Origin of the sequence: Rhizobium mesoamericanum STM3625 (genome assembly GCF_000312665.1) — a bacterium.
Taxonomy (GTDB): Bacteria; Pseudomonadota; Alphaproteobacteria; order Rhizobiales; family Rhizobiaceae; genus Rhizobium; species Rhizobium mesoamericanum.
Window position 1 is genome coordinate 1,960,214 of the sequence record NZ_HF536772.1, and the last position, 22,333, is coordinate 1,982,546.

A 22,333-nucleotide genomic window follows, 5' to 3' on the forward strand; every position below is an offset into this window, starting at 1 on the left:
TCCGCGCGTATCACTACCCATTGCGCGCTCAAAGCAAACTGATATTACGGATCGCACTGATGGCACTCTCAAGGCACCAGAGTTCGCAGCGCGCCCGCCCACGGGCCGCGTATGGAGCATTGGGTGTGCAGGGTCGGCCGGAACTCTATTCGTGATGATGCAGGTGGTTGCTTAGGCCACTGCGTGCACGCGCGCTTCCTCGCGGATGCGATTGACCATCGAGCGCAGACCGTTGGCGCGCTGCGAGGAAAGGTGCTCGACGAGGCCGATCTTCGAGAACACGTCAAAAGCGTCCAGCGCTGCGATCTCGGACGCTGTCTTGCCAGAGTAGGTTGCCAGCACGATCGCCACGAGCCCGCGCACGATATGCGCGTCGGAGTCGCCTTCGAAGGTCATGACGGGATTGTCCGGATCCCCCTCGGTGTGCGTGACGAGCCAGACCTGGCTGGCGCAGCCCATCACCTTGTTGGCTGAGGTCTTCTTGTCGTCGGGAAGGTTCGGCAGCGCCTTTCCGAGTTCGATGACGTAGCGATAGCGGTCCTCCCAGTCGTCGAGGAAGGAAAAGTCATCGAGGATCTGCTCGAGGGACGTCATGTATTGTGGCCTTTCGTTCTCAGGATTTCATATAGGTGAAACCAGGCCAGATTTGAACCATTAAAAAGAAACGCCGCGAAGGATAGGGATCCACGCGGCGCAGCAAAGGCTGAAAATAAACAGGGCAGGCACGTCAGGCACAGGACTTTCCGCGACTTTGCGGATCGCCGTGCAAGATTAATTGCGGGAATTTCCCACGGATTTCTCAGCTACCCGGCCGTGGCGTCGGCAGCGGAATGGTGCCAGTTGTCACGGTATCGGAAAGGCTTTCATCGCTCTCGTCAACTGGTGGGCGATAGGGCATTGGCTGGTTCAGCGCCGTCCGTTCCTGCACCTGCGCTTCCGTATGGGATGGTGCAAGGGCTGCGATCGGAGTGATCGGTGCATTCGTTGCGGCAACAGGCTTGGCAGTCTTGTCGTCGCTGAAGCGGCTGTCGAGGAGTTCATAGGCGACCCTGGCGCCTTCGCGGGCCCGGTGGCCGAGTGCGGCCATAGTCTCGGCACCCTTGACGCAGACCTCCGGCTTCTCGCCGCACATACCGGTCACATAATCATAAGCGCCTGTCGCCGCAACAAAGGCGTCGGAAAACTGCAATTTCGGTTGCGAACCGGTCGGGCTTTCGCCGCTGAAGAACGACAACAGCACGAGCACAAGCCCGAACCAGAATGATCCTTTGATCAGAAACCACATAGTCGTTGCCCATCCTGTTTTCCGTTCGGTCTTGCGCCGAATCGGTCCGGTCTTCCGGTGTGCCTTGACCTTAGAGCAGAGTTGCGAATGCCAGTTTTCGAAACTTGTCGGCATTTGCGGCAAATTTAACTCGAATTTTAATGAACGGCATTTGCACCACATTTTAGTCGAATTGCAGCGACCCTCGTTAAGCATGTGGCGGGTCACCTCCTGTAATTGCAGGCAAACCTTGAGGCGAAGCTGCCACAAAGGTTAACGCACGCCTGAAATGTAAACGAAATCCGCCGCTTACCGCCCGTTAACCGTAAAAACCAAAGCCGCTTCCAGATGCTCAAAAACGGGACATTTCGCTCCTTTGAGGTGTGGAGGCGGCTTTTCCCTTATCCTTTCCTTAAGCGCCAAGGGCCTATTGTCCGCCTTGGTAAAGAGCCTTTATCGGGCGGGTATTGCGTGCGTGTAATGAGTAAGATCGCAGAGCGGGCGGCAGCCCTCGTGGACCGGGCAGCGGGAAGCTGGCTCTCCCGGACAGGAGGCGGTGCAGCCGTGCGCCAGCGTGAACTGATGATCCTGCGCCGGCTGGCGCTGCTGTCGTCGGCGGCTCTGGTTGCGGCGCCCATTGGGCTCTCCCTGGTGACCAGTCCCGCCATCGCACTGCCGGTGGGCGTCGCGACGGTATGCGCGGCCTTTCTATTCTCTGCAGTCGGCAGCATTGCGCTTTCGCGTCAGAGCTCGGCAACGGTTGCCGCCGCCGCGCCTGTTGCCGAAGACTTCTTTATGGAAGCTACCGCCGGCCTTGCTTTCTTCCTCGACCCGCAAGGCAACGTCACCGCCGTTGGCGGTCGCGACAAGCGCGAATTTCTCGCCTGGATGCGCGATCCGACCGGTAAGGGCTTTGTCGATCAGATACACGTCTCCGACCGTATCCTTTTTCTGCGAGCACTCGATCAGCTTCGCCAGGGTGAGGCGACTGCCGCGGTCGACTTGCGGCTGGAACGGCCTTCGGTCTCGCGCGACAACAGGCAGTTTGCCTACCTGCGGATGGACTTGACGGCTCGCCAAGACAGCGACGGTGCTCTCTTCAGTGTGATAGCCCAGCTACGCGATGTCTCCTTGGAGCAGCAGTTGCGCCAAGAGGCGCAGAACCGTGCCGATGACGCCCGCTTGGCCAACGATGCAAAGTCGCGGTTCCTAGCCGCCGTCAGCCATGAGCTGCGCACGCCGCTCAATGCGATCCTTGGCTTCTCGGATATCCTGCTTGGCGAGTATTTCGGCAAGTTCGAGAACGAACGTCAGCGGGAATATGTCGGTCTTGTCAGGGAGTCCGGCGCGCATCTCCTATCGGTCGTCAACACCATGCTCGACATGAGCAAGATCGAGGCCGGGCGCTATGAGCTCTGCCTCGAGCCATTCGACATTGCATCCGTCGTTCGTTCCTGCGAGTCGATGCTGGCACTGCAGGCGAAGACCAAGGGTGTCTCGCTGACGAGCCGCGTGCAGCGCGGCCTGGAGGAGGTCGTAGCCGACCAGCGCGCGATCCAGCAGATCTTGATCAACCTGGTCGGCAATGCCGTGAAGTTCACCGATGCGGGCGGCGCAATCTCGATTGATGCATCGATGCACGACGGGGTGTTGAATCTCTGCGTCAGCGACACCGGCATCGGCATTCCGGGCGACAAGCTGGAAATGCTCGGCCAACCTTTTGTCCAGATCCAGAACGATTATAGCCGGCGCTTCGAAGGGACCGGGCTCGGTCTGTCGCTGGTGAAGGGCTTGGTGTCGCTGCATGGCGGCGACTTCGCAATCGCCAGCACTCCGGGCGCCGGCACGATCATTACGATTTCCATTGCAGCGGATGGCTCTGGCATTCCGGCTGCGGGTACGGCCCGCAACGATCTTGTCGAGTTCCCGCCGCGACTGAAGGATGCGCCAGCGCGAGGCGTTTTGGAAGAGGGTCTTTTCGATGGCCGCGAGCAAGCGAAAATCGCTTAAGGGAAGGAGAGGCCGGCAGAAGCGGCCGAGCCTCTTTCTCACCGGGGCAACCGTCGTCGGCGGCATCGGGCTGCAGGGCGCAAGCGCGCTCGGCGGCGTGATCGGCCGTAACCCGTCGGTTGCCGGCGGTACGGCAGCCTTCCTGGTCATCTTTAGCTTCGTCGCCGCCAACGCGCTCTGGTATCAGCCGGGCGCTCATCCGCACCCCTTCCTGCGCACGCGTGATCCACTCTTCCCGAATGCGCTTGGTGGCCGCCCGGCCGTCGAGGAGCAAAGCGGGAACGTCACGACCTTCAAGATCCAGCGGCAGGACGACGCCGACGCCACGCAGACCAATGCGACGCCGCCGGCCGCTGCTGGTGGTCAGCAACGCAGCCAGATCGTCATGGACATCCAGACCGAGCTGGTACGGCGCGGCCTCTACAACGGTACTCCGGATGGAGTCATCGGTCCCCGCACCAGCGCGGCGATCCTCTTCTTCGAAGAAACCGTTGGAATGCCGCAGACGGGCGAAGCGACGCCCGAGGTGCTGGCAGCGCTCAGAACCGACTCGGTCGGCCCCTCGGCGGTCCCGTTGGAAAAGCCGCCTGCTGACGTCACCTCAAAGGCGTCGGCCGAGGATCCGGTCGCAGCCGCCATACGCAGCGCCGAAAAGACCATCAAAACCGCGCCGACACCAACAAAGAAAGAGACACAGTCTACGGAGTTGTCGACCGTCGATCTCGTCCTGAAGATCCAGAAGGGCCTCACCAACATGGCCTATGCCAACGTCGGCGTCGACGGCGTGCCCGGCGAACAGACACGCACGGCGATCCGCCACTTCCAGAAGCACTATAACCTTCCGGAGAACGGTGAGCCCAGCGAGGCTGTTCTGAAGAAGCTCAAGGAAATCGGCGCGCTTTGAAGCGCATGCACCACATTGCCGCCACCTGTTTGTCTGCTATAGCTCGCCCATGAGATTACGCACCGACATCTTCGTCTCCGCCCTTCTTCGTCGGGTTTTTGCAAAGGGCGACTTTGCCGCTGTCGAGGCGAAAGGCGCCGACGAGGCGGGAGCTGTTTTTATCCGCCAGCATTTTCGCGATGGACTTGAGACGCTCTATGGCCCCGCGCCGCAAAGCGTCTTCGACCGGGAGACGAGCGGCGAGCGACTGTTCGAGCGGCGGCTGACGCGGGAAGAGCCCGAGAGAGTGAGGGAACTCCTCGAACGTGAGCGTAAATTCGATCCGGATCTATGGGTTGTCGAGCTCGAGGCTGATGATCTCGGCGATATCGTTCCGCTGGTTGATGAGCGGCGGAACCCGTTATAGGCCGGATCAGCGCGGGCGGATGAAACGTCTGCCCCGGGCCGGCGGCACCTCGCGGTCGGAGTGGGTCGGTCCTGTGTCGCCGGGCAGATAGGTGTAGTTGTCCGCCCGTCGCCACGCTTCGACACGGGCATTGCACTCTTCCGGATCGAGTGCGTCGAGCACCATCCAGGCGCGTGTGACGCCGTGCTGCAATTCAGCAAGGTGAGGGTAGAGCTTTTCGAGCACGAAGACGGCGTCGAGGAAATCCATGCCGAGACTGATGAGGGTGGTCGCGAGCTGTTGTCCCGAGATATCGAGCATGATGCGCTCGGCAAGCCAGCGGCTTGCGGAAAGCCCATTGGCAAGCGCCTTGGCAAATAGGGCTGCCTCGCGATTGCGGGCGAACCGGACGAGCAGTGCAGCCTGGATCGGCGAAAGGTTCCGCAGCCCGAGGCGATCTCCCTCAGGGCGGCTGACGTGACACGCCAGTTCCCGAATCCTGTTGCGCATTTCCTCCTCGTTGGCGCGTTGGGCGGCTGCTTCGGCCTCTTCGGGGGAGGTCGCCGTCGGTTCGGCTGGCCCGACGCTCGGAGCCTCAAGTTCCACCGGTGCTGCCAGCCGCTGTTCGGCTTGGCGTAGGCCGACCAGCGCATCGATGACCCGCGGGGAAAGTGCATTCCGGCTGACGATCGCCTTCATGTGCGCGCTGCCCTGGGTGCGCGCAATTGTAATCAGTGTTTCATCGTCGATCGCTGGCGACGAGGTGAGGAAGGGGGCGGCAATGTCGATCGGCTGGGAGCCGACGAAGAGTGCCACGGCCGCCGGAATCTGCACGCATTGGGAAAGGGCGGCCACGGCCTGACGCTTCGCCTCGAGAGAGGATGCCTGGAACAGCGGCGTAAAGAGTTCCGCGAATTGGCGCAGCTCGGAGCGGGTCGGCGGCTGTAATCCCTCGAAGCTGCTGACTGTCGCCATGAGAACCACGTCCTTCTTCCGGCTGGCGGATGGGGCCTCTAGGTCTCGGAACCGGTCACGCACAAGAACACACCCTGGAAACGCAAAAACGGGATGTCGCAGGACTGGACGCGGAGGGACGCCCCTTACCTACATAGGTTATGAACAAATCCTACATGGGCAGGGTTAATGGTTACCTAAGACTTTATTAAAATTGTGCCGAAAGGTGCCACGGTTCGGGACCGCGGGAATTGTGCAGCGGCGAATGCAACTAGTGACTGTCGTCGCGAGCCGCCCGGATCGGCCGACTCATGAAGACCTCCGTCTGCCTGATCGCGTCCGGAATATCCCGGAATGGCCGACAGCGCGCGAAGCCGAAAGCCTCGTACAGCGTCACCGCGCTCCTCATGTAAACGGTCGTATGCACCAGCAGCATCGATCTGGGCCCCTTGATGGCCTCAGCCAAGATTGCCTGCATGAGTGCCCTTCCTATGCCACGTCCCCGGAAGGGAGAGGCCACATAGAATTTATGGATTTCGGCCGCGATCTCGTCGAAGGGTTCAAGGGCAATGCAGCCTGCTGGTTCACCATGCCATCGAGCCAGCAAGAACGGCGCATCGTCCAGACTGTACTTTGCAGCCAACGCATCGTCGCCCTCACCATGGAAGAAAGCCACGACCACCTCCGACGGTATGCCATAATCGCGGCATGCCTCGGCATCCCAGGCGCCAAACGCCTTGCACAACTCACTGCCAATGGTGAAATCCTCAGCGGTGCATGCCCTCGAAATCGACAGCAATAGCGCGTCCCCCAAATCAGATGGAAACCTTCCTTCATAAGATCGCTGAGGGCTTTCTGGTCCCGCTCGAGAGTGCGAGCCGGAAAACTAAAGCCCTTTGTGTCCGCGGAGCGCCGCCAAAAGCCGTTCGGTGCTATTGTTTCCCGACTGATAGAGGTCAAGCGCAGCGGAGGCCGCCAATTGGGCTTCGGCGCTCTTGATGTCGACCCGCTTCTCCATGCACCAGGCTTCGAGCGCATGACGAAGCACATCAAGATCCTCGGGAGAGAATGTCGAACCGATGAACAAAGACATTTCACCCCTCCCTGCCCGCGGCTGGCAGACGCCCTCTGGCCACGAAAGTCGTGCCTGGTCGCACAACTTTACCGGTATTGCCCGGGACCGCAATTGATATTTTTGTGACAAGAATCAATTAATCAGCGGTCCCACCAGCCATCACCGGCACAACCTCCGTTAAGTATATGAATTAATACTAATATCATCGCGGTATTGTGAACCGAATCTTCTTGTGAGACGTTTGAAACCAAAAGGCGGTACGGCGCGTTTATAGGATGTCGCACAAGCAGCTAATGTTCACGTACGCAATTAACGATCTGTTAACCGTCATATGTCTCAATTCGGACAGGAACGGCGTTCGAGGCTTCGATCGCTCGGTTTCACATCACGGTATTTCTAACAGGTGCCGTGAGAAAAGCGCGAATGCCTCTGAGCCCGGTCGCTCTATAGGACGCGCTGGCCCGCGCAGGCGGGCAGGGTGAGATTCCGCAGTTCATCCGTCTCGGGCAGTGCATGGAGACGAGAATGGCAATAGTCGTCGCATTCGCGGACCGTCTCTCTCGGAGGCCACGCCGCAAGGACAAAAGACCAATCGAGGCGCAGATCCTGCTTTTCACGGGTGTGCGCTACGAGCGCCTGACAGAAAACGCGAAGCGCCCACCTGGGCATCGCGTTTCGCGGGTAAAGAAGTAGGCTTTGTTTCAGTTCGAGGAGCCGGCATATTCGTCGCAGCCGGCCTCCGCGAGGAAGTTCCGTGCGGCTGCATCGAAGCTCGCCTGGGGCGCCAATGTCCGCAACACCGCGTATCCCTCCGAACGTGTGCTTTCCACAAGAATGGTCTTCTGCAGGTCCGGCGGCAAAGCCTTGCGAAGCTCCGTCAGCTGGATCGGGGTTCCGATCAAAATATCAAGCGCACCGCCAACCGACGTCCTGTCGTTCATGCTGAAAATCTCGTTCGACGCCTCGTCATAAAGCGCGATCGACCAGAACGGCACGTTGCCTTCCGCGGTCAGTCGGACCGGGTTTTCCTCAATGTCGAATGAGCAGACCGCGGTGCGTACAAAGGGGTCGTCGTTGGAAAGACCGGCCGTGTCGTCAGTCGCCCCAAGCAGATAGAACTTGTCGAGATCGCCCTCGGTAGCCACTCGGGTCGCGGCGTCCTTACCGGTAAAGTGCGGCAGAGATAGGATGATCACAAAATGCAGCAGTGCTGCCCCGAAAAGTCCCGCGAGGATGGCAAACAGAACTCTAAGCATTGCCGCATCCGATTTTCTGCAATTTCGGCATCGCAAGGTCAATCACGCCGGAGCTGCCGGCGGTTGGGGTATCGAACAGGGTCAGGACAAGCTGGAACGTGCCGGCTGCAGGCAGCGCCAGCCAGTTCCCAGGCCGGGCGCGTGCAGAAATCTCGATCGAGAAGCTACTGTCGGGCTGGCGCAGCACAATCCAGGAATTCATTGCGCCGGGAAGTCCCGGCCGCAGCGAGGCGGGGTTGCCGCTGTTGTCTGCGGTAAATAATGTCCAGATGCGGGCCGGTGGCGTCTGTCCCGTGATGCGGTAGCTGCAGCCGGCATTCAGCCGGTCGCCGGCATCGTCGACCTTGGCGGTGAACATCAGGCCTTCAGCGCTTCCGTAGAGCAGGCGCCCGGCCCGCGCTCTGTGGGATTTTGCATATGGGTCGGCGCTCTCTGTCTGCAGCTCGGGGAAGGCCTCCCATGCGCCGAGCTTGATCGCACCGAAACCCGCCGTCGCATTCAGCGCGTAGAGTGAAATCATGATCCCGCCGCCAAAGGCGATAATCAGAGTCATCGCGATGAAAAGAGGAAACCGAAACACTACGCGCCCTTGAGAAACAATTCAGTTGAAGGGTTACCACTGATTCTGGCTGCACGGAATGGCGCAGGACGTTGGCGGCGACATATCGCAGGCAAAACGGGCAGCAGTGGTAGGTTCTCGTTGTTTGTGAGCCGGCGAGTGCGATCTTGGCTGCGGCTCATCGCATGCCGAGGTTCAACTCCATCAGCGAGATACCGACAGCAGAGCCCGCGTGTGTCACCCGCTCACCCATGCTGCAATTTCAAAGTCGTTCTATTTGCATATCAGTCAATAGATCGGCCGAATACTCTAAAGCCTTGAGGCCTTGTGTTAAGAGAAAAGCCCGCCGGAGGCGAACCCTTGTTAGGATGAGGAAATTCGACAATGAAAATTCTGCGGACAATTGCATTTGTCGTTCTGATTTCAGGATGCATTAGTGCGGCCAAACCGCCAAGCATGACGGGCGATTTTGGCCACCAGACACTGGCCCTTATCAATTCCTATAGGGTGAGCCGTGGCTTGGCGCCCCTGACCGAAAACGCCACTCTGCGAGCCTTGGCCTTGCAGCATAGCCGGTACCAAGCTGCCCGGGGAAGCATCAATCACGATGGTTTCCGCCTGAGATCGGCTCAAGCGCGGTCCGCTGGGCTGAGTGGAGTATGTTCAGAAAACGTGGGTGTTGGACATGCAAATGCGCAGCATCTTTTTTCCAGGTGGAGGAGTTCTCCCGGGCATAACGCCAATATGCTTCAACCTGATCTGCGATATGCGGCGGTTTCTGTGGTCGGGGGGTACTCGACGTTCTTTGCTTGCAGATAGCCGCTCGCGGTTTGAGCTGCCCTGCCACAACGACAATAACACCAGCACGGTCTCGGCCAAGCAGGTGCGATCGAGAAGGCGCCTTTTCGGCTAAGTGTATTGTCACGAAATCGCAGTTGAGCGCTTCAGTTGGCGCTGGCGACCTTTTGCGCGGCAAGCGGCGGCGCCGCCTTCAGCGTCTGGCCAAGGTCCTTGAGAATGCGGGTCGACTCAATCGAGAGCATCCGTGGCCGAACGAGGGGCGGCGGGCTGCCTTCCTCCGGCTTGGTGGCGGCAACGGTCTTGGCCGTCTTGTCGGGTGGCAGCGGCTGCGTGCCGGGGATCTGGCGGAGCGTGATGCCCTGATGGGCGTAATCCATGGCGCGCTTGAAGGTCATTGCTGGCAGCGAGCCGCCGGTCATCTTGTTCGTCGAGGTGTAATCGTCGTTACCGAACCAGACGGCGGCGGTGTAGTTACCGGTGTAGCCAATGAACCAGGCGTCGCGATAAGCCTGCGTCGTGCCGGTCTTGCCGGCCGTCAGAATGCCGTTGTCGAGCGCGGCCTTCCGCGCGGTTCCGACATAGGGAACGCGCGACAGCATCTGGTTCATGTAGGTGTCGGCCTTTTCGGAGAGCACGCGCTTGGCGGGCGGCTCGTCATGGTCGAAGTCATAGAGGACGTCGCCGCCGTAATCGAGGACCTGCGTGATGCCGTGTCGGCGCGATTGGTAGCCGCCTGCAGGGAAAACAGCGTAGGCGGTTGCCTGGTCGAGCACGGTCACTTCGGAGGTGCCGATCGGAATCGTTACGTCGTCGCGGATCGGCGTCTCGACACCGAGGTTTTTCGCCATGGCGCGGATCGGCTGAATGCCGAGCTTTTCCTTGGCAAGTCGTACCGGAATGGTGTTGATCGATTGGGCAATGGCCGTGGCGATGGTGACGCGTCCAGCATATTTGTTGGCGTAGTTGTGCGGGCTCCAGTTGCCCCAGTAGATCGGGGCGTCCACGACGATGGTGTCCGGCGTCATGCCGCTCTCCATCGCTACCGAATAGGTATAGACCTTGAAGGACGAGCCCGGCTGGCGCAGCGCCTTGGTGGCGCGGTTGAACTGGCTCTCGCCATAATCCCGGCCGCCGACCATGGCCCGTACCGCGCCCCCGTTTTCGATCACCACCATCGCGCCCTGCTTGGCGTGATAGCTCTCGCCATATTCGCGCAACGACGTCTCGACGGAGTCTTCGGCCGCGCTCTGCAGGCCCATGTCGATCGTGGTCCTGACGACCAGTGAGTGTTGGTGGAAGCGCGGCGACAGCCGCATCACCTCGTCAAAAGCCCAATCGAGGAAGAAGTCGGGCGATTCCACCTGGTTGCGGTCAACGACTGTCGCCGGATTGCGCCGGGCGGCGATCACCTGGCCCTCGGTCATCAGGCCGCTCTGCACAAGGTTGGTCAGCACCTCGTTGGCACGGCCGCGCGCCGCCGGCAGGTTGACGTGCGGCGCATATTTCGCCGGCGCCTTGAACAGTCCCGCGAGCATCGCGGACTCCGCCAGATTGACGTCGGTGATGCTCTTGCCGAAATAGAATTGCGCCGCTGCGGCAGCGCCGAACGTACCGCCGCCCATGTAGGCGCGGTCGAGATAGGTAGAAAGTATTTCCTTCTTAGAGAGGTTGGCTTCGAGCCACAGTGCCAGGAAGGCTTCGGTGATCTTTCGGTCGATCGAGCGTTCGTTGGAAAGGAATAGGTTCTTGGCAAGCTGCTGCGTCAGCGTCGAGCCGCCCTGCACGACTTCGCCGGCCTGGGCGTTGGTGACCAGCGCACGGAAGAGGCCAACAACATCGATGCCGAAGTGATCAAAGAAGCGCCGGTCCTCCGTTGCCAGCACCGATTTGATCAGCGCATCGGGCAGCTCATCAATCGGCACGGAGTTCTGGTGGATGACGCCGCGGTGACCGATGACGTTGCCGTAGCGGTCGAGGAAGGTGACGGCGTAGTCGCCGCGATTGCGCCAATCTTCCTTGGTAGCCTCAAAGGCAGGCTGGGCAAGGGTGAGCATCAGGACGGCGCCGACCGCTCCGAGTGTCAGGCCTTCACCGCCGAGTTCGAAGACGATGCGCTTCCAGCCGCGAACGCGGAAGCGGCGGAAGAAGATGGTGATGTCTTCCCAGATCTCGGCGGAACGAAAACCGGCGTTCCAGATGGTCGAATCGATCCACGAGTCGATCTTCAAAAGCAGGTGGCGTTGCTTGCGCGGCCGTTTTTCTGGATTGTCCGGATCCGTCACGTCTTGTATTCCCGCCCGATCAGTCACTTCGACGTCGGAGGAACCTGACGCCGGACTATGGCAAATCTGCCGACAGTGCCCCGGAGTAGCCGGAGCTTGGTGAATCATTGGTTGATTTGCCTGACAAGAACAAGAGAAATGGAAGCTCTCACGCGATTTTGCGCGGAGCTGTTGCAAGAACGGAATGATGGAAGACATAGCCTTCTGGAAGACGAAGACGCTCGCCGAGATGACGACGACCGAATGGGAGAGCTTGTGTGACGGCTGCGGCCTCTGTTGTCTCAACAAGCTCGAGGAGTGGGATAGTGGCGACGTCTACTTCACCTCGATCCGCTGTAAGCTGCTCGACGATCAGAGCTGTCGCTGTTCTTCCTACGAGAACCGTTGGGATTTCGTGCCGGACTGCGTTCAGCTCACCAAGGAAAACGTCGACGAAATCGCCTGGCTGCCGCCGACCTGCGGCTACCGGCTGATTAACGAGGGCCGTGATCTCTACTGGTGGCATCCGCTGGTCTCAGGCGATCCCGAGACCGTGCATGCCGCGGGGATTTCGGCGCGCGGTCGCACGATCAGCGAAACCGAGGTCAAGGTTGACGACTTCGAGGATTACGTGGTGGATTGGCCGCTGACGGTGGGCGACGAAGCGCCGGCGCAGGAGCCGGAGGCGGCCAAGTAGCACCAAACGAGGCGGCCGAGCCAAGAAAAACCTTTAGCTCGCCGCGCACGTGGTTTTCGACCGAGCCCTGCGGCTCGAAGCCCCACCAGAGCAAGCAGCCCTGCCACTGGGAGAGCATCAGTCGTCCAAGATGAGTTTTGCCTTCGGCGCCAAGGCATTGGTCCAGAGCTGCGGCCAGTTTCTTTCCCCAGGCCGCGCCGCGTGCGCGTAGCGCGGGATCGCGCAGATCCTCCCGCAGTACCAGCAAGCCTTCCGCGTAAGATGCGGCATCCTCGCCGTAGTCCTTGGAAAGTCCGGCGAGCAGGTCGATGGCGCCTTCGGGTGTCTCGGGAACACATTGGATCAGCCGGGCCGTTTCCATGTCCAGCCGGTCCCAGGCGCGCAACAGGCAAGCCCGTAGCATCGCAGCCTTGGTGCCGAAGCGCTGCACCAGCGTCGAGCCCGAAAGACCGCTGATCTTCGCCACGGCGCCGAAGCTCGCAGCGTCAGGGCCTTGCGCGTGGACGAGCCCGAGGACCATGTCGAGAAGCTGTTCGTCGGAAAGCGTGCGGGGGCGTGGCATGAAATTTCCTGTTGCGTTCCCGATGAATATGAACGAACGTTCGTTTATGTTCAAGCGGAATGGTTGCGAAGGAAAAGCACGTGACAGCAGCGCTTTCAGGAAAGATCGCCCTAGTGGCCGGCGGCACCCGCGGTGCCGGTCGCGGGATTGCCGTGGAACTCGGAGCTGCCGGCGCAACGGTTTACGTCACCGGTCGTACGACGCGGGCAACGCAGTCGGAATACGGACGCCCGGAAACTATCGAGGAGACCGCCGAGATGGTAACAGCTGCGGGCGGCGAGGGAATCGCCGTTTGCGTCGATCATACCGTGCCTGCCGAGGTCGAGGCGCTGATCGGCCGCATCCGGCACGAACAGGACCGGCTCGACATTCTCGTCAACGATATTTGGGGCGGCGAACATCTGACAGAATGGAACAAGCCGGTCTGGGAGCACTCGCTGGACAAGGGACTGCGCATGCTGCGGCTCGCGATCGACACACACTTGATCACTGCGCATTTCGCCCTTGCGCTGATGATCGAGCGTCCCGGAGGGCTGCTGGTCGAGCTGACCGACGGCACGGCCGAATACAACGCCGCGCACTATCGTCTTTGCCCCTATTACGACCTCGCCAAGACAGGCGCCATCCGCATGGCCTGGGCGCACGCCAAGGATCTTGCCCTGCATGGCGCAACGTCGGTGGCGCTAACGCCTGGCTGGATGCGCTCCGAAATGATGCTCGATATCTTCAGCGTAACTGAGGAGAACTGGCGCGACGCGACGTCAGTGCAACCGCATTTCGTCATCTCCGAGACGCCGCGCTTCACCGGACGGGCGGTGGCAGCACTGGCCGCCGATCCCGAACGCGCCCGCTGGAACGGCCAGTCACTGTCGAGCGGCGGGCTTGCCAAAGTCTACGGCTTTGACGATGTGGACGGATCGCGGCCGGATTGCTGGCGCTACATGGACGAGGTGATGGACATGGGCAAGGCCCCCGACGCCACCGGATACCGCTAGATCGAATTAACCAGATGGGATGATAACGAACTGTCTTTGCAACGTTCTCGGCGCGGCGTTCTGCCATGCCTTGCGCACCAGATCCTGCACCAATTCGTTGCTCGCCTTGCCGTAAAAGAGCCGGGTCGAACCGCGCAGCCCATAGCCGCCCGGCACGGCAGCCGTATCATCGGGCGCCACCGCCAGCGTCATGTGCTGCTGGTCGGGCGTCAGGCGGACGACGCAGAAGTTCTCATCGGGCATCGTCAGGAATATCTTGCTGCGCACGCGGAAATCACGTGTGCCATGATGTGCGCCCTCGACCGCCTCTGGCAGGCTGAGCGCAAAGGAAATGAGCTCTTCCTGGTTCATGGCGATAAAATTAGCACATGCTGATGGACGCGGGCCATCACAAAAACTCAGGCATCTGCGGCCGGTCGGAAAATTTTCAATTGATAGGAAAACGATCCGTGATGACGTGACGGACGCTGGACAGGCTTATGCCACAGTCGGAAAGTTGTGGGCGGCGCGGCCGAAGTGCATGGGCCAAGCTTTCCGGACTTGCCCGAGTGGAAGCTTACCTGTCCTCGGCAGTCATTCGCGTCAGCTGGTGACGAAGGCCGGACCAGTCCAGATGCTCAAGGAATTGACTACTGACACGGGCACTCCACTCGAACGGATAGCATGCTTGCCAATGCTGCCAATCCGCCACCGGGCCTCATTGACGCGCTGGCGCAACAATATGGCGGCGCGCCGCTCGGGCGTCGGGAGCTCGACGGGGATTTGATCGAGGATCGCGACGACGCGCTCTGGCGGCACATAATGATCGAAGCCGCCACGATCCGCTTCACCGGCGAGGTCAGCCGCACCGTCGTCGCCGTCGAGCCGACGACGGCGGACGGTCTCGACCGCGCGAGCAACGCACGGTAAATACCTGAGGACTGAACGGTCGCGGCATTCTGGAGCAGGGGTGGTTGCCCATACCAGGCGGTCCGTCGCATTGGACGACAGTATGTGCAACTTCGGCCCCCGACGGGCCTTCATCTCGGTCGTTGGCCCGACTGGCTGGATGTGGGTGAGGCGTGTCTGAAAGACTAGCGTTGAGGTTGCTGTTGTGCCGGGCGCGGCGTCTGCTGCTCCGGGCGAACCTGACGCCACTCGTTTTCGAGCTGGTCGACGACATGCTGGGGAATGGTCGGCTGATTGCTATTGGCCGGCTGCTGCATGTTCTTCTCCGAGTGCTTGGTTTAACGGTGAGTTAATCACTGGCACGGCTTAAACTATCTGTAAATCAGGCGCTTAAACACTTTAAACGATTGAATTAATTTTAATCGATTGAGGCGCAAAGCGGCGTACCACTTTTGAGGCTGGTATTTATGGTTATCCACATCGACAGGCCCTTCTTCTTCGACGCAGTGCGTGACGCCCTCTTTAAGGGAGCGCTTAATCAGCCGCAGGTGGAAGGGATGACGGCGATTCTCGATTTCTGGGAAACACGGATGCCGGACGCCGATCTGCGCTGGCTCGCATACATCATGGCGACCGCCTATCACGAGACGGCCTATACGATGCAGCCGGTGCGCGAGACGCTGGCGACGACCGACGCAAGGGCAATCGAGATCCTTGAGAATGCTTATGCGTCAGGCAAGCTCTCGTGGGTGAAGACGCCGTACTGGCGCCCTGATGAGGACGGCAAGTGCTGGCTCGGCCGCGGTCTGGTGCAGCTCACTCACAAGCGTAATTACGAGGCTATGAGTCGGCTGACTGGCATCGACCTGGTCGCCGAGCCCGACCGGGCGATGGAGATGGACGCGGCCGTTTCAATCCTGATCGAAGGGATGGTGCAGGGTTCCTTTGCAAATCATAAGCTCGCCGACCACCTGAACGAGACGACGGATGACTGGATCAATGCGCGCCGCATCGTCAACGGCACGGATCGGGCGGAAAAGCTTGCCGGCTACGGCAAGACCTTCCTTGCGGCCATCCGCCGCGAACAGCCAGCAGGACGGCTTGCGCGGTTGAAGGAGTGGCTTCTGCGTGCTATCGCGCGCGTCTTCGGCTAGACCCTGACAGGAGTTCCGCATGATCCGCCATATCGTCTTCTTCTCAGCGCCCGCGGATCAACTGGAGAAGGTGCGCGCCGGCCTTTCGATCCTGACGGCGATCCCCTACGTCCGCCTGCTGGAGATCGGCACCAACCTTAAGACGGATCAGCTCGGCACCGATGTCGACCTCGTGGTCTACGGCGAATTCGATGATGAGGCGGCCCTTGCCGCCTACAAGGCGCATCCCGATTACCAGCGCTCCATCGACCTCGTGCGCCCGATCCGCGAAATGCGGATGGCGGCGGATTATGAGAGCGATGCAGCGGTGAAGCAGCCACTGCAGTGATGCCGTCGGCACGGTGAGGTTGAGGGATCAATCTCACAGGACAGCGAGGAGCCGATACGGTCCGCGTGGACAGGGTGGTGTCATTCCGGTTGATAGTGCACGGTTTCCATTAAGGTAGGGCGCTCGGCAACGGGCGCCCAAAGAGCGCAGCCGATGAACTGCGGCCGGCGATCCATTTCAGGGCTAACCAGCGACGCCGAGCTTCTCGGCTAATCGGCGAGACGTTATCCGCGTGACAGGGCGAAAGCTGCCTTCTCCTGATCGGCGAGATCGCCAGCAACGACTATTTGACCTCGACGAAGAGAGGCGAGGGGCATCTGCTCTCGCTCGAAACCCGGATCGATGCCGGTCGACAAAGCAGGCGCAGATGGTGCCTCGCGCCTCCACGCCCTGCTGCAGGATGCGACACTCGATCTTGCCCAGCACCACCTCGTCGGCTGCATGTCAGGACACGGAGCAGGCGCGACGCGGAGACAAAGCTCTATGTCGCCGAGCTTCGCCTTCGCGTCGTGACGGAGCCTATCACAGTTGCCACCGCCTAGCGTCGCATCTATTCCTCGAAGCGGCTTGTGGCGTCGCGATCGCGTTCGTAGTGTTTCGACAGCGGAAAGGGTGGCAGCCACGATTCACGGCGGATGGTCCAGAGCTCGTAGGTCGGCTTCAGCTGGTCGGGAGCATCGAGTGAACCGAGGTTCACTTCGACCTCATCCGCGGAGCGTCCGAAAACCGGGGAGCCGCAGCGGGGGCAGAAGAACCGCCCATCGTAATCGCTTGTTTCGCCTTCGACCGTCACCGCATCCTGGGGAAAGATCGCGGATGCATGAAAAAGCGCGCCGTGATGCTTACGGCAGTCGAGACAATGGCAAATGCCGACCCGATAGGGGCGCCCAGTTGCCACGAGCCGGACGTTGCCGCAGCGACAACTGCCAGTGAACCGGTCCATGTAGCTTCTCCTCCAAGATCAAATGGTGGACTGCTTATAACGAAGTTGGGGCGAGGACCTCCAATGTCTGCCCCACCGCTGCGAGTGCAGCTGCTTTCATCTTATTTAGATTGGTTCGCACATCCTGGTCGCCGCGTTGACCTGCATAGCCAACATAAGCACGAAGCCGAGCGACAGGACGGCAAGCGCGGCGCAGGTCGCGATCGCGGTTCCGACGCCGGCGCGATCGAGGATCGCTGTAAAGATGACCGGCGCGATGGCGTTGGCGAGGTTCTGCGGCAGCGACAGACGAGCCGATTGCAGCCCGAATTCGCGCGGCGAGAACAGCGCGAGCGGCAGCAGTGCGCGGGCGACGGTCATGACGCCGGTGCCGAAGCCATAGAGCAGGATGAACGTGACCAGTAGCGGCGTCGAGGGCGGTATCAGCAACATCATCAGGAAGCTTGACACCATCAGGCTTACGCCCATCGCGGCGCTGAGGATCGGATTGCCGCGTCGGCCGAGGAGCATGTCCAGGAAGCGCGCCGAGATGCCGATCACGCCGCGCGCCGAACCGAGCTGCAGCGCCAGATCAGGAGAGGCGCCAGACTGGCGGAGTATTTCAAGCAGCGATGGCGACACCCCGAAGGTGACGAAGGTCGAGATCGTCGTGGCCGCGGCAATCAGCGCGAACGCCTTGCGTTGCCCCGCTGGCGAGAGCAGTACCGGCGTTTCCTGTGTGGCTTTGCCATCCGCGGCAAAGGCGATCGGTCTCGGCAGGGCAAAAAGATGCAGCGGGAGGCAGACGAAGAACTGCAGCGCCGCTCCGATGAGAAAGGTCGTCCGCCAACCAACGGTCGCGTTGAGCTCACTGAGGACAGGCCAGAAGATTGCGCTCGAAAGGCCGGTGAACAGCATCAGAATGGCAATCACCCGTTTGCTGTCAGGTCCGGCGCGTTCCACGACGGCGGTATAGGCGGGGGCGGAAAGTCCGAACGCGCCCCCAGCGCCGATCGCGATCCAGGCGAGCTCATAGAGGATGATGCCCCGTGCGGCCGATAACAGCAGCAGACCGATCGTGAAGACGATCGAAGCGGCGGCGAGTACGTGGTCAGCTCCGTGTCGGGCGAGCAGGCGGCCGGTTACTGGGCCGGCAAAGGCGCTGACGACCATCATTATGCTCAGCCCGCCGAAGGCCACCTCATTCGGCAAACCGAGATCCCCTGCGATGACGCGACCCATGACACCGAGCATGTCGAAGGTGGTGCCCCAGCCAATCAGCTGCGTGACGGCAAGTACGGCAATTGTCTGCACCGAGCGCAAGGGTATGGATCGAGACATGGCGGGCTTTGACGCGAACGTAGGGGCGAGCAACGTCGTAGCAGCTTCGCCGGCTGGTTGAAAGTGTCAAGTGGATGACACCACGGCGCGCCGACGGCGCCTGTTTTCTCGGAGGAATTGAACGACGATGCGCAGAAGGGCAAACACCTGCTCCTGAGGATATGCAACAAAACGAGCTACGAGACGGTGCCGAGGCTGCGGTTGAAACGGCTCGCCCAACGCAGACCTCGATGTCACCGGCGCCGGTTTTGACCTACGGGAAAGTCTCAGCGTGCATATCTGGGAGCTGGGCGAGCGCGAACATGCTCCATTTGAAGAATTGGTACAGTTCGAAAACGGGTGCGCTGATTTCCGTCGTCGCGTCAGTGTTGCATTTTGCGGGTATCGATGATGCCATGGCTGGCCAAAGCCAGCTGGTCGACTCGATTGTGAATACACGGTTGAGGCGGTACGGCGAGCGGGTGCCCTCGTTCGCTGCGCCGCATTTCCCAACACGCGAAGCGCGAATTCAAAACTGTTCTAAACATCAGGGATTACAAGGCATTCATTTGCCATTCAGGTCGCTTGAGTACATAGTCTGGGCCAAGTTGGTATCCATTGAAAGCATTGCACATGGCCTCTGTCTTGAGCGTCGCAGCGCTAGTCGCCGGGCTGGCGATAACGTCGCCCTCACCGGAAAATCCGCGTACCCTGACGGTGCGTGTTGCAGGTGATTGCAGCGAGGCCGCGCGTGAGGTTGTGGAAAAAACGGGGGGCCAGCTCCTTTCCGTTCAGCCTTTGGGCGATAGCTGCATCATTACCGTTCTGGTCCAGGGCAACGGCCAGCGCCCGCGTAAGGTAACTGTCAAGGTTCCGATGTAGGCAGAATCGGCCTATCTAGACGCCGAAGAGATCAAGCGGAGTAAAGCGGACCGATGCGCATTCTGGTAGTCGAAGACGATGTCAACCTGAACCGGCAGCTTAGTGACACCCTCAAGGAAGCTGGCTATGTCGTCGATCAGGCCTTTGACGGCGAGGAAGGGCACTTCCTCGGCGACACCGAACCTTATGATGCGATCATCCTTGATATCGGCTTGCCGGAAATGGATGGCGTGACGGTTCTAGAGAAGTGGCGCGGTGCGGGTCGCGGCATGCCGGTATTGATCCTGACGGCACGCGACCGCTGGAGCGACAAGGTCGCAGGCATCGATGCCGGCGCCGACGATTATGTCACCAAACCTTTCCATGTCGAGGAAGTGCTGGCGCGCATCCGCGCCCTGATCCGTCGTGCGGCGGGCCATTCCTCGTCCGAGATCATTTGCGGCCCCATACGGCTCGATACCAAGAGCTCGAAGGCTACCGTCAATGGCGTTGCCTTGAAGCTGACGTCGCATGAATATCGACTGCTTTCCTATCTCATGCACCATATGGGCGAAGTGGTTTCACGCACCGAACTGGTCGAACATATGTATGATCAGGACTTCGACCGCGATTCCAATACGATCGAGGTTTTCGTCGGGCGCCTTCGCAAGAAGATGGGCGTCGACCTGATCGAAACGGTGCGCGGGCTCGGCTACCGCATCCAAGCGCCGAACAATGCGAATTAAGTCGCTTACTGCACGCGTCCTGCTGCTGACCACGATCTGGTCGACCGTCGCGCTTGTTGTCATCGGCCTGCTGATCTCGACGCTATACCGGAAGAGCGCTGAGCGTGGCTTTCAGGACCTGTTGCGTGCCCAGCTCTACAACGTCATTAACTCCGTGACGATTGGCGATCAGGGGGTGCTAAGCGGCAGCCCACAGCTCGGCGACCTGCGCTTCGCGCAGCCGAAAACGGGATGGTACTGGGTGGTCGAGCCGCTTGGCACCTACACGGCCCCGCCGCTGGTCTCACCCTCGCTCGGCTCGGTCTCGATCCCCGTTCCATCCGTTCTCGAAGCCCCCTTCGACAAGAACTACGAGCGCTACTACCAAGTGACCGATGCTTCGGGCAACCGCATCCAGGTAGCCGAGACCGAGGTCGTGTTGGATACGGACGGTCGCGCCGCGCGCTTCCGCGTTACCGGCAATGTCGATGTCGTCGAGGATGACGTCCGCAATTTCTCCCATAGCCTCTACCTGGCACTCGCGGGCTTCGGTGTCGGCAGTCTGATCGTCAATGCACTCGCTATTCTCTATGGCCTAAAGCCGCTCGACAAGGCGCGCGCAGCGCTCGAACGCATTCGCGCCGGCGAGAGCGAGCAGTTGAAAGGTGATTTTCCGCGCGAGATCCTGCCGCTCGCCAACGAGGTCAACGCGCTGATCGATAGCAATCGCCGCATCGTCGAGAGGGCGCGCATGCAGGTTGGCAATCTCGCCCATTCTCTGAAGACGCCGATCGCCGTGCTGCTCAACGAGGCGCGCGTCCTGGAGCGCTCACACGGTGATCTTGTACGCAACCAAGCGGAGGCGATGCAGGGTCAGGTGCAGTCGTATCTGAACCGCGCCCGAATTGCCGCACAACGGGAATCCGTGCTCGCGCGTACCGATGCCGAACCGACTCTGGAGCGCCTGGTTCGCGTGATGCGGCGCTTGAACCCCGACAAGCAGTTTGAACTTACCGTGACGCCACCACATCTCGCGGTCGCGATGGAACAGCAGGATCTCGAAGAGGTTGTCGGCAACCTTCTGGAGAATGCCGCCCGTTTCGCAGCCACCAAGGTTCGCCTTTCCGTCGAGGAAGCTCCGGAGGAGGTCAAGGGCGTGGAAGGCAGCGGGCGTCGCCACTGGATTGAGGTTGTCGTCGAGGACGATGGACCAGGGCTTGAGCCGGATCAGATCCGCGAAGCGCTGAAGCGCGGCAAACGGCTGGACGAGAGCAAACCGGGCACGGGTCTCGGACTTTCGATCGTCACTGAGATTTCCAACGAGTACCAGGGGCGATTGGAATTGTCGCGCGGCGAATGGCAGGGACTGAAGGCCCGCCTTATTTTGCCTGGCATCACAAAGGATGTTGCGTGAGCAATTGCTTGATGTCACATAGAGATAGGCGATTGCATAGCATGCTTTGCCTTATTGCCGACCCGGCTTGGTGCCCGTGCGGCTGCGTTAATTGACACATGATTCTGGTTCGGCTGAATGATGCTACGTTCGCAAGGCATGATCGTTTCCTCGCTTCTCCTGGCCATGACGCTTTCCGGGTGCCAAACGACGAAGAGTGGCGGTTCCGGTGGTCTTTTCTCCAGGAAGCCTCCCGCTTCGGCTGCCTTTATTGCGGCGTTGCAAGGCGGCATCATTGGTCGCAGCGGCGTAGATCTCAACGATAGTGACCTCCAGCGCGCCCTCGAAGCCGAATATCGTGCATTGGAAGGTGCCGCCGTCGGCCAGCCCGTTGTCTGGAGCGGACGCAATGTCAGCGGCAGGGTCGTCGCGTCTGCGCCCTATCAGGTCGGCTCGCAGAACTGCCGTCAGTATACCCACAGTGTGACAATCGATGGCAAGGAGACGGTGGCGCGCGGCTCCGCCTGCCGAAACGACAACGGCAGCTGGTCGCCGCTCGGTTAGCCGGTGACGGCAACAGGCGCCGCTGACGATATATTGCGGCCAAATGCCTCAAATAATCGTCATCGCGGCTTTGCTTGTTGGAATAGATCTTTGCTTCGAGTATTTGGCGCCTATGCTTTTCTGGATTCTTGTGGCCGCGCTGACGGCGGCCGTCGCAGCTATCCTGCTTTGTCCGCTTTTGCGTGGTGCGAAAACGGTCGATAATACGCGCGCCGGAGAGGCCGCAGTTTATCGCGATCAGTTACGGGAGCTCGATCGTGACCTCGCCGGTGGACTGATTTCAGCTGACGAGGCGGACTATGCGCGAGCCGAAATCGGTCGGCGCCTGATCACCGTGTCGGCCGCGCCGGTAACCGATCGCAAGCCTGCGAAGCATCACCGTCTGTCCGAAGCCTTCGTGCTCCTTCTCCTGCCGATTGTCGGGCTCTGTCTTTACCTTGTGCTGGGGCGGCCTG

At 60.5% G+C, this 22,333-nt stretch carries 27 protein-coding genes and 1 pseudogene; 15 read left to right on the top strand and 13 right to left on the bottom strand.

Going from position 1 to position 22,333, the window contains the following annotated elements; genetic code table 11:
* Window positions 1-171: 171 nt before the first annotated feature.
* A complete protein-coding gene (locus BN77_RS09515) occupies window positions 172-594 on the bottom strand; it encodes a SufE family protein (RefSeq protein ID WP_007531000.1) in 423 nt (140 codons plus the stop codon).
* Between the two features lie 205 nt (window positions 595-799).
* The gene (locus BN77_RS09520; protein ID WP_007531002.1) at window positions 800-1,285 is read right to left on the bottom strand and encodes a DUF5330 domain-containing protein; all 486 of its coding nucleotides are present in this window, start codon (window positions 1,283-1,285) and stop codon (window positions 800-802) included.
* Between the two features lie 459 nt (window positions 1,286-1,744).
* Between BN77_RS09520 and BN77_RS09525 the strand changes: the two genes are divergently transcribed.
* The 3 genes from BN77_RS09525 to BN77_RS09535 are packed head-to-tail and all read left to right on the top strand — an operon-like array spanning window position 1,745 to window position 4,584.
* Window positions 1,745-3,274 (top strand): sensor histidine kinase, encoded by a 1,530-nt coding sequence (locus tag BN77_RS09525; protein ID WP_007531004.1) that lies wholly within the window; start codon window positions 1,745-1,747, stop codon window positions 3,272-3,274.
* Window positions 3,246-4,178: a peptidoglycan-binding domain-containing protein gene (locus BN77_RS09530; protein WP_007531006.1), complete on the top strand. Its 933-nt coding sequence runs from the start codon at window positions 3,246-3,248 to the stop codon at window positions 4,176-4,178. The genes BN77_RS09525 and BN77_RS09530 overlap by 29 nt, the downstream gene beginning before the upstream one ends.
* Before the next feature lie 49 nt (window positions 4,179-4,227).
* Window positions 4,228-4,584, top strand: a complete 357-nt coding sequence (locus BN77_RS09535) for a DUF1491 family protein (RefSeq protein ID WP_007531007.1) — start codon at window positions 4,228-4,230, stop codon at window positions 4,582-4,584.
* A 6-nt stretch (window positions 4,585-4,590) separates the two neighbouring features.
* Here BN77_RS09535 and BN77_RS09540 read toward each other — a convergent pair whose 3' ends face one another.
* From BN77_RS09540 to BN77_RS09550, 3 genes are all read right to left on the bottom strand, one after another.
* On the bottom strand, window positions 4,591-5,601 hold the full coding sequence (locus BN77_RS09540) for a DUF2336 domain-containing protein (protein ID WP_081593533.1): 1,011 nt from the start codon (window positions 5,599-5,601) through the stop codon (window positions 4,591-4,593).
* A 187-nt stretch (window positions 5,602-5,788) separates the two neighbouring features.
* Window positions 5,789-6,193 (bottom strand): GNAT family N-acetyltransferase, encoded by a 405-nt coding sequence (locus tag BN77_RS09545; RefSeq protein WP_244426171.1) that lies wholly within the window; start codon window positions 6,191-6,193, stop codon window positions 5,789-5,791.
* A gap of 210 nt (window positions 6,194-6,403) precedes the next feature.
* Entirely contained in the window at window positions 6,404-6,610 is a 207-nt protein-coding gene (locus BN77_RS09550) for a hypothetical protein (RefSeq protein ID WP_007531010.1), read from the bottom strand.
* Window positions 6,611-7,117: 507 nt separating this feature from the next.
* Here BN77_RS09550 and BN77_RS34085 point away from each other — a divergent pair.
* Window positions 7,118-7,285 carry a hypothetical protein gene (locus tag BN77_RS34085; protein ID WP_007531012.1) on the top strand — a complete coding sequence of 56 codons (168 nt, stop codon included), beginning with the start codon at window positions 7,118-7,120 and terminating at the stop codon, window positions 7,283-7,285.
* Between the two features lie 8 nt (window positions 7,286-7,293).
* Here BN77_RS34085 and BN77_RS09555 read toward each other — a convergent pair whose 3' ends face one another.
* Window positions 7,294-7,848, bottom strand: coding sequence for a DUF1254 domain-containing protein (locus BN77_RS09555; RefSeq protein WP_007531013.1), 555 nt, complete (start codon window positions 7,846-7,848; stop codon window positions 7,294-7,296).
* On the bottom strand, window positions 7,841-8,428 hold the full coding sequence (locus tag BN77_RS09560; protein ID WP_007531014.1) for a DUF1214 domain-containing protein: 588 nt from the start codon (window positions 8,426-8,428) through the stop codon (window positions 7,841-7,843). The genes BN77_RS09555 and BN77_RS09560 overlap by 8 nt, the downstream gene beginning before the upstream one ends.
* A gap of 435 nt (window positions 8,429-8,863) precedes the next feature.
* On the opposite strand from BN77_RS09560, the gene BN77_RS32000 reads away from it, so the two are divergent.
* Entirely contained in the window at window positions 8,864-9,226 is a 363-nt protein-coding gene (locus BN77_RS32000) for a CAP domain-containing protein (RefSeq protein ID WP_244426209.1), read from the top strand.
* A 125-nt stretch (window positions 9,227-9,351) separates the two neighbouring features.
* Here BN77_RS32000 and BN77_RS09565 read toward each other — a convergent pair whose 3' ends face one another.
* Window positions 9,352-11,490 (bottom strand): transglycosylase domain-containing protein, encoded by a 2,139-nt coding sequence (locus BN77_RS09565; protein ID WP_007531015.1) that lies wholly within the window; start codon window positions 11,488-11,490, stop codon window positions 9,352-9,354.
* Between the two features lie 187 nt (window positions 11,491-11,677).
* Here BN77_RS09565 and BN77_RS09570 point away from each other — a divergent pair, with 187 nt between their 5' ends.
* Entirely contained in the window at window positions 11,678-12,166 is a 489-nt protein-coding gene (locus BN77_RS09570) for a YcgN family cysteine cluster protein (RefSeq protein WP_007531016.1), read from the top strand.
* A gap of 10 nt (window positions 12,167-12,176) precedes the next feature.
* Here the strand turns inward: BN77_RS09570 and BN77_RS32005 are convergent.
* Window positions 12,177-12,728, bottom strand: a pseudogene (locus tag BN77_RS32005) (TetR/AcrR family transcriptional regulator); the annotation flags it as partial.
* Window positions 12,729-12,808: 80 nt separating this feature from the next.
* Between BN77_RS32005 and BN77_RS09575 the strand changes: the two are divergent.
* Entirely contained in the window at window positions 12,809-13,723 is a 915-nt protein-coding gene (locus tag BN77_RS09575) for an SDR family oxidoreductase (protein ID WP_007531018.1), read from the top strand.
* A gap of 6 nt (window positions 13,724-13,729) precedes the next feature.
* Here BN77_RS09575 and BN77_RS09580 read toward each other — a convergent pair whose 3' ends face one another.
* Window positions 13,730-14,074: an MmcQ/YjbR family DNA-binding protein gene (locus BN77_RS09580; RefSeq protein ID WP_007531019.1), complete on the bottom strand. Its 345-nt coding sequence runs from the start codon at window positions 14,072-14,074 to the stop codon at window positions 13,730-13,732.
* Window positions 14,075-14,386: 312 nt separating this feature from the next.
* On the opposite strand from BN77_RS09580, the gene BN77_RS09585 reads away from it, so the two are divergent.
* Entirely contained in the window at window positions 14,387-14,632 is a 246-nt protein-coding gene (locus BN77_RS09585; protein ID WP_007531021.1) for a hypothetical protein, read from the top strand.
* A gap of 164 nt (window positions 14,633-14,796) precedes the next feature.
* Here BN77_RS09585 and BN77_RS35515 read toward each other — a convergent pair whose 3' ends face one another.
* The gene (locus BN77_RS35515; RefSeq protein ID WP_268871411.1) at window positions 14,797-14,928 is read right to left on the bottom strand and encodes a hypothetical protein; all 132 of its coding nucleotides are present in this window, start codon (window positions 14,926-14,928) and stop codon (window positions 14,797-14,799) included.
* 150 nt (window positions 14,929-15,078) lie between these two features.
* Here BN77_RS35515 and BN77_RS09590 point away from each other — a divergent pair, with 150 nt between their 5' ends.
* A complete protein-coding gene (locus BN77_RS09590; protein ID WP_007531026.1) occupies window positions 15,079-15,765 on the top strand; it encodes a glycoside hydrolase family 19 protein in 687 nt (228 codons plus the stop codon).
* A gap of 19 nt (window positions 15,766-15,784) precedes the next feature.
* Window positions 15,785-16,093: a Dabb family protein gene (locus BN77_RS09595; RefSeq protein ID WP_007531028.1), complete on the top strand. Its 309-nt coding sequence runs from the start codon at window positions 15,785-15,787 to the stop codon at window positions 16,091-16,093.
* A 550-nt stretch (window positions 16,094-16,643) separates the two neighbouring features.
* On the opposite strand, the gene BN77_RS09600 is transcribed toward BN77_RS09595, so the two are convergent.
* Together BN77_RS09600 and BN77_RS09605 are read right to left on the bottom strand one after the other, a co-directional pair.
* Window positions 16,644-17,036 (bottom strand): GFA family protein, encoded by a 393-nt coding sequence (locus BN77_RS09600; RefSeq protein WP_007531032.1) that lies wholly within the window; start codon window positions 17,034-17,036, stop codon window positions 16,644-16,646.
* A 105-nt stretch (window positions 17,037-17,141) separates the two neighbouring features.
* Window positions 17,142-18,356 (bottom strand): MFS transporter, encoded by a 1,215-nt coding sequence (locus BN77_RS09605; protein ID WP_040676997.1) that lies wholly within the window; start codon window positions 18,354-18,356, stop codon window positions 17,142-17,144.
* A gap of 612 nt (window positions 18,357-18,968) precedes the next feature.
* Between BN77_RS09605 and BN77_RS09610 the strand changes: the two genes are divergently transcribed.
* The 5 genes from BN77_RS09610 to ccmI all read left to right on the top strand — a co-directional run.
* On the top strand, window positions 18,969-19,217 hold the full coding sequence (locus BN77_RS09610; protein ID WP_007531039.1) for a hypothetical protein: 249 nt from the start codon (window positions 18,969-18,971) through the stop codon (window positions 19,215-19,217).
* Between the two features lie 53 nt (window positions 19,218-19,270).
* On the top strand, window positions 19,271-19,942 hold the full coding sequence (locus BN77_RS09615; RefSeq protein ID WP_007531040.1) for a response regulator transcription factor: 672 nt from the start codon (window positions 19,271-19,273) through the stop codon (window positions 19,940-19,942).
* Entirely contained in the window at window positions 19,932-21,335 is a 1,404-nt protein-coding gene (locus BN77_RS09620) for a sensor histidine kinase (protein ID WP_007531042.1), read from the top strand. Before BN77_RS09615 ends, BN77_RS09620 begins: the two co-directional genes overlap by 11 nt.
* Before the next feature lie 117 nt (window positions 21,336-21,452).
* Window positions 21,453-21,878, top strand: a complete 426-nt coding sequence (locus BN77_RS09625) for a hypothetical protein (RefSeq protein ID WP_007531044.1) — start codon at window positions 21,453-21,455, stop codon at window positions 21,876-21,878.
* Window positions 21,879-21,990: 112 nt separating this feature from the next.
* Window positions 21,991-22,333, top strand: a 343-nt coding sequence (ccmI, locus tag BN77_RS09630; protein ID WP_081593571.1) for a c-type cytochrome biogenesis protein CcmI, incomplete at its 3' end; no start/stop codon positions are given.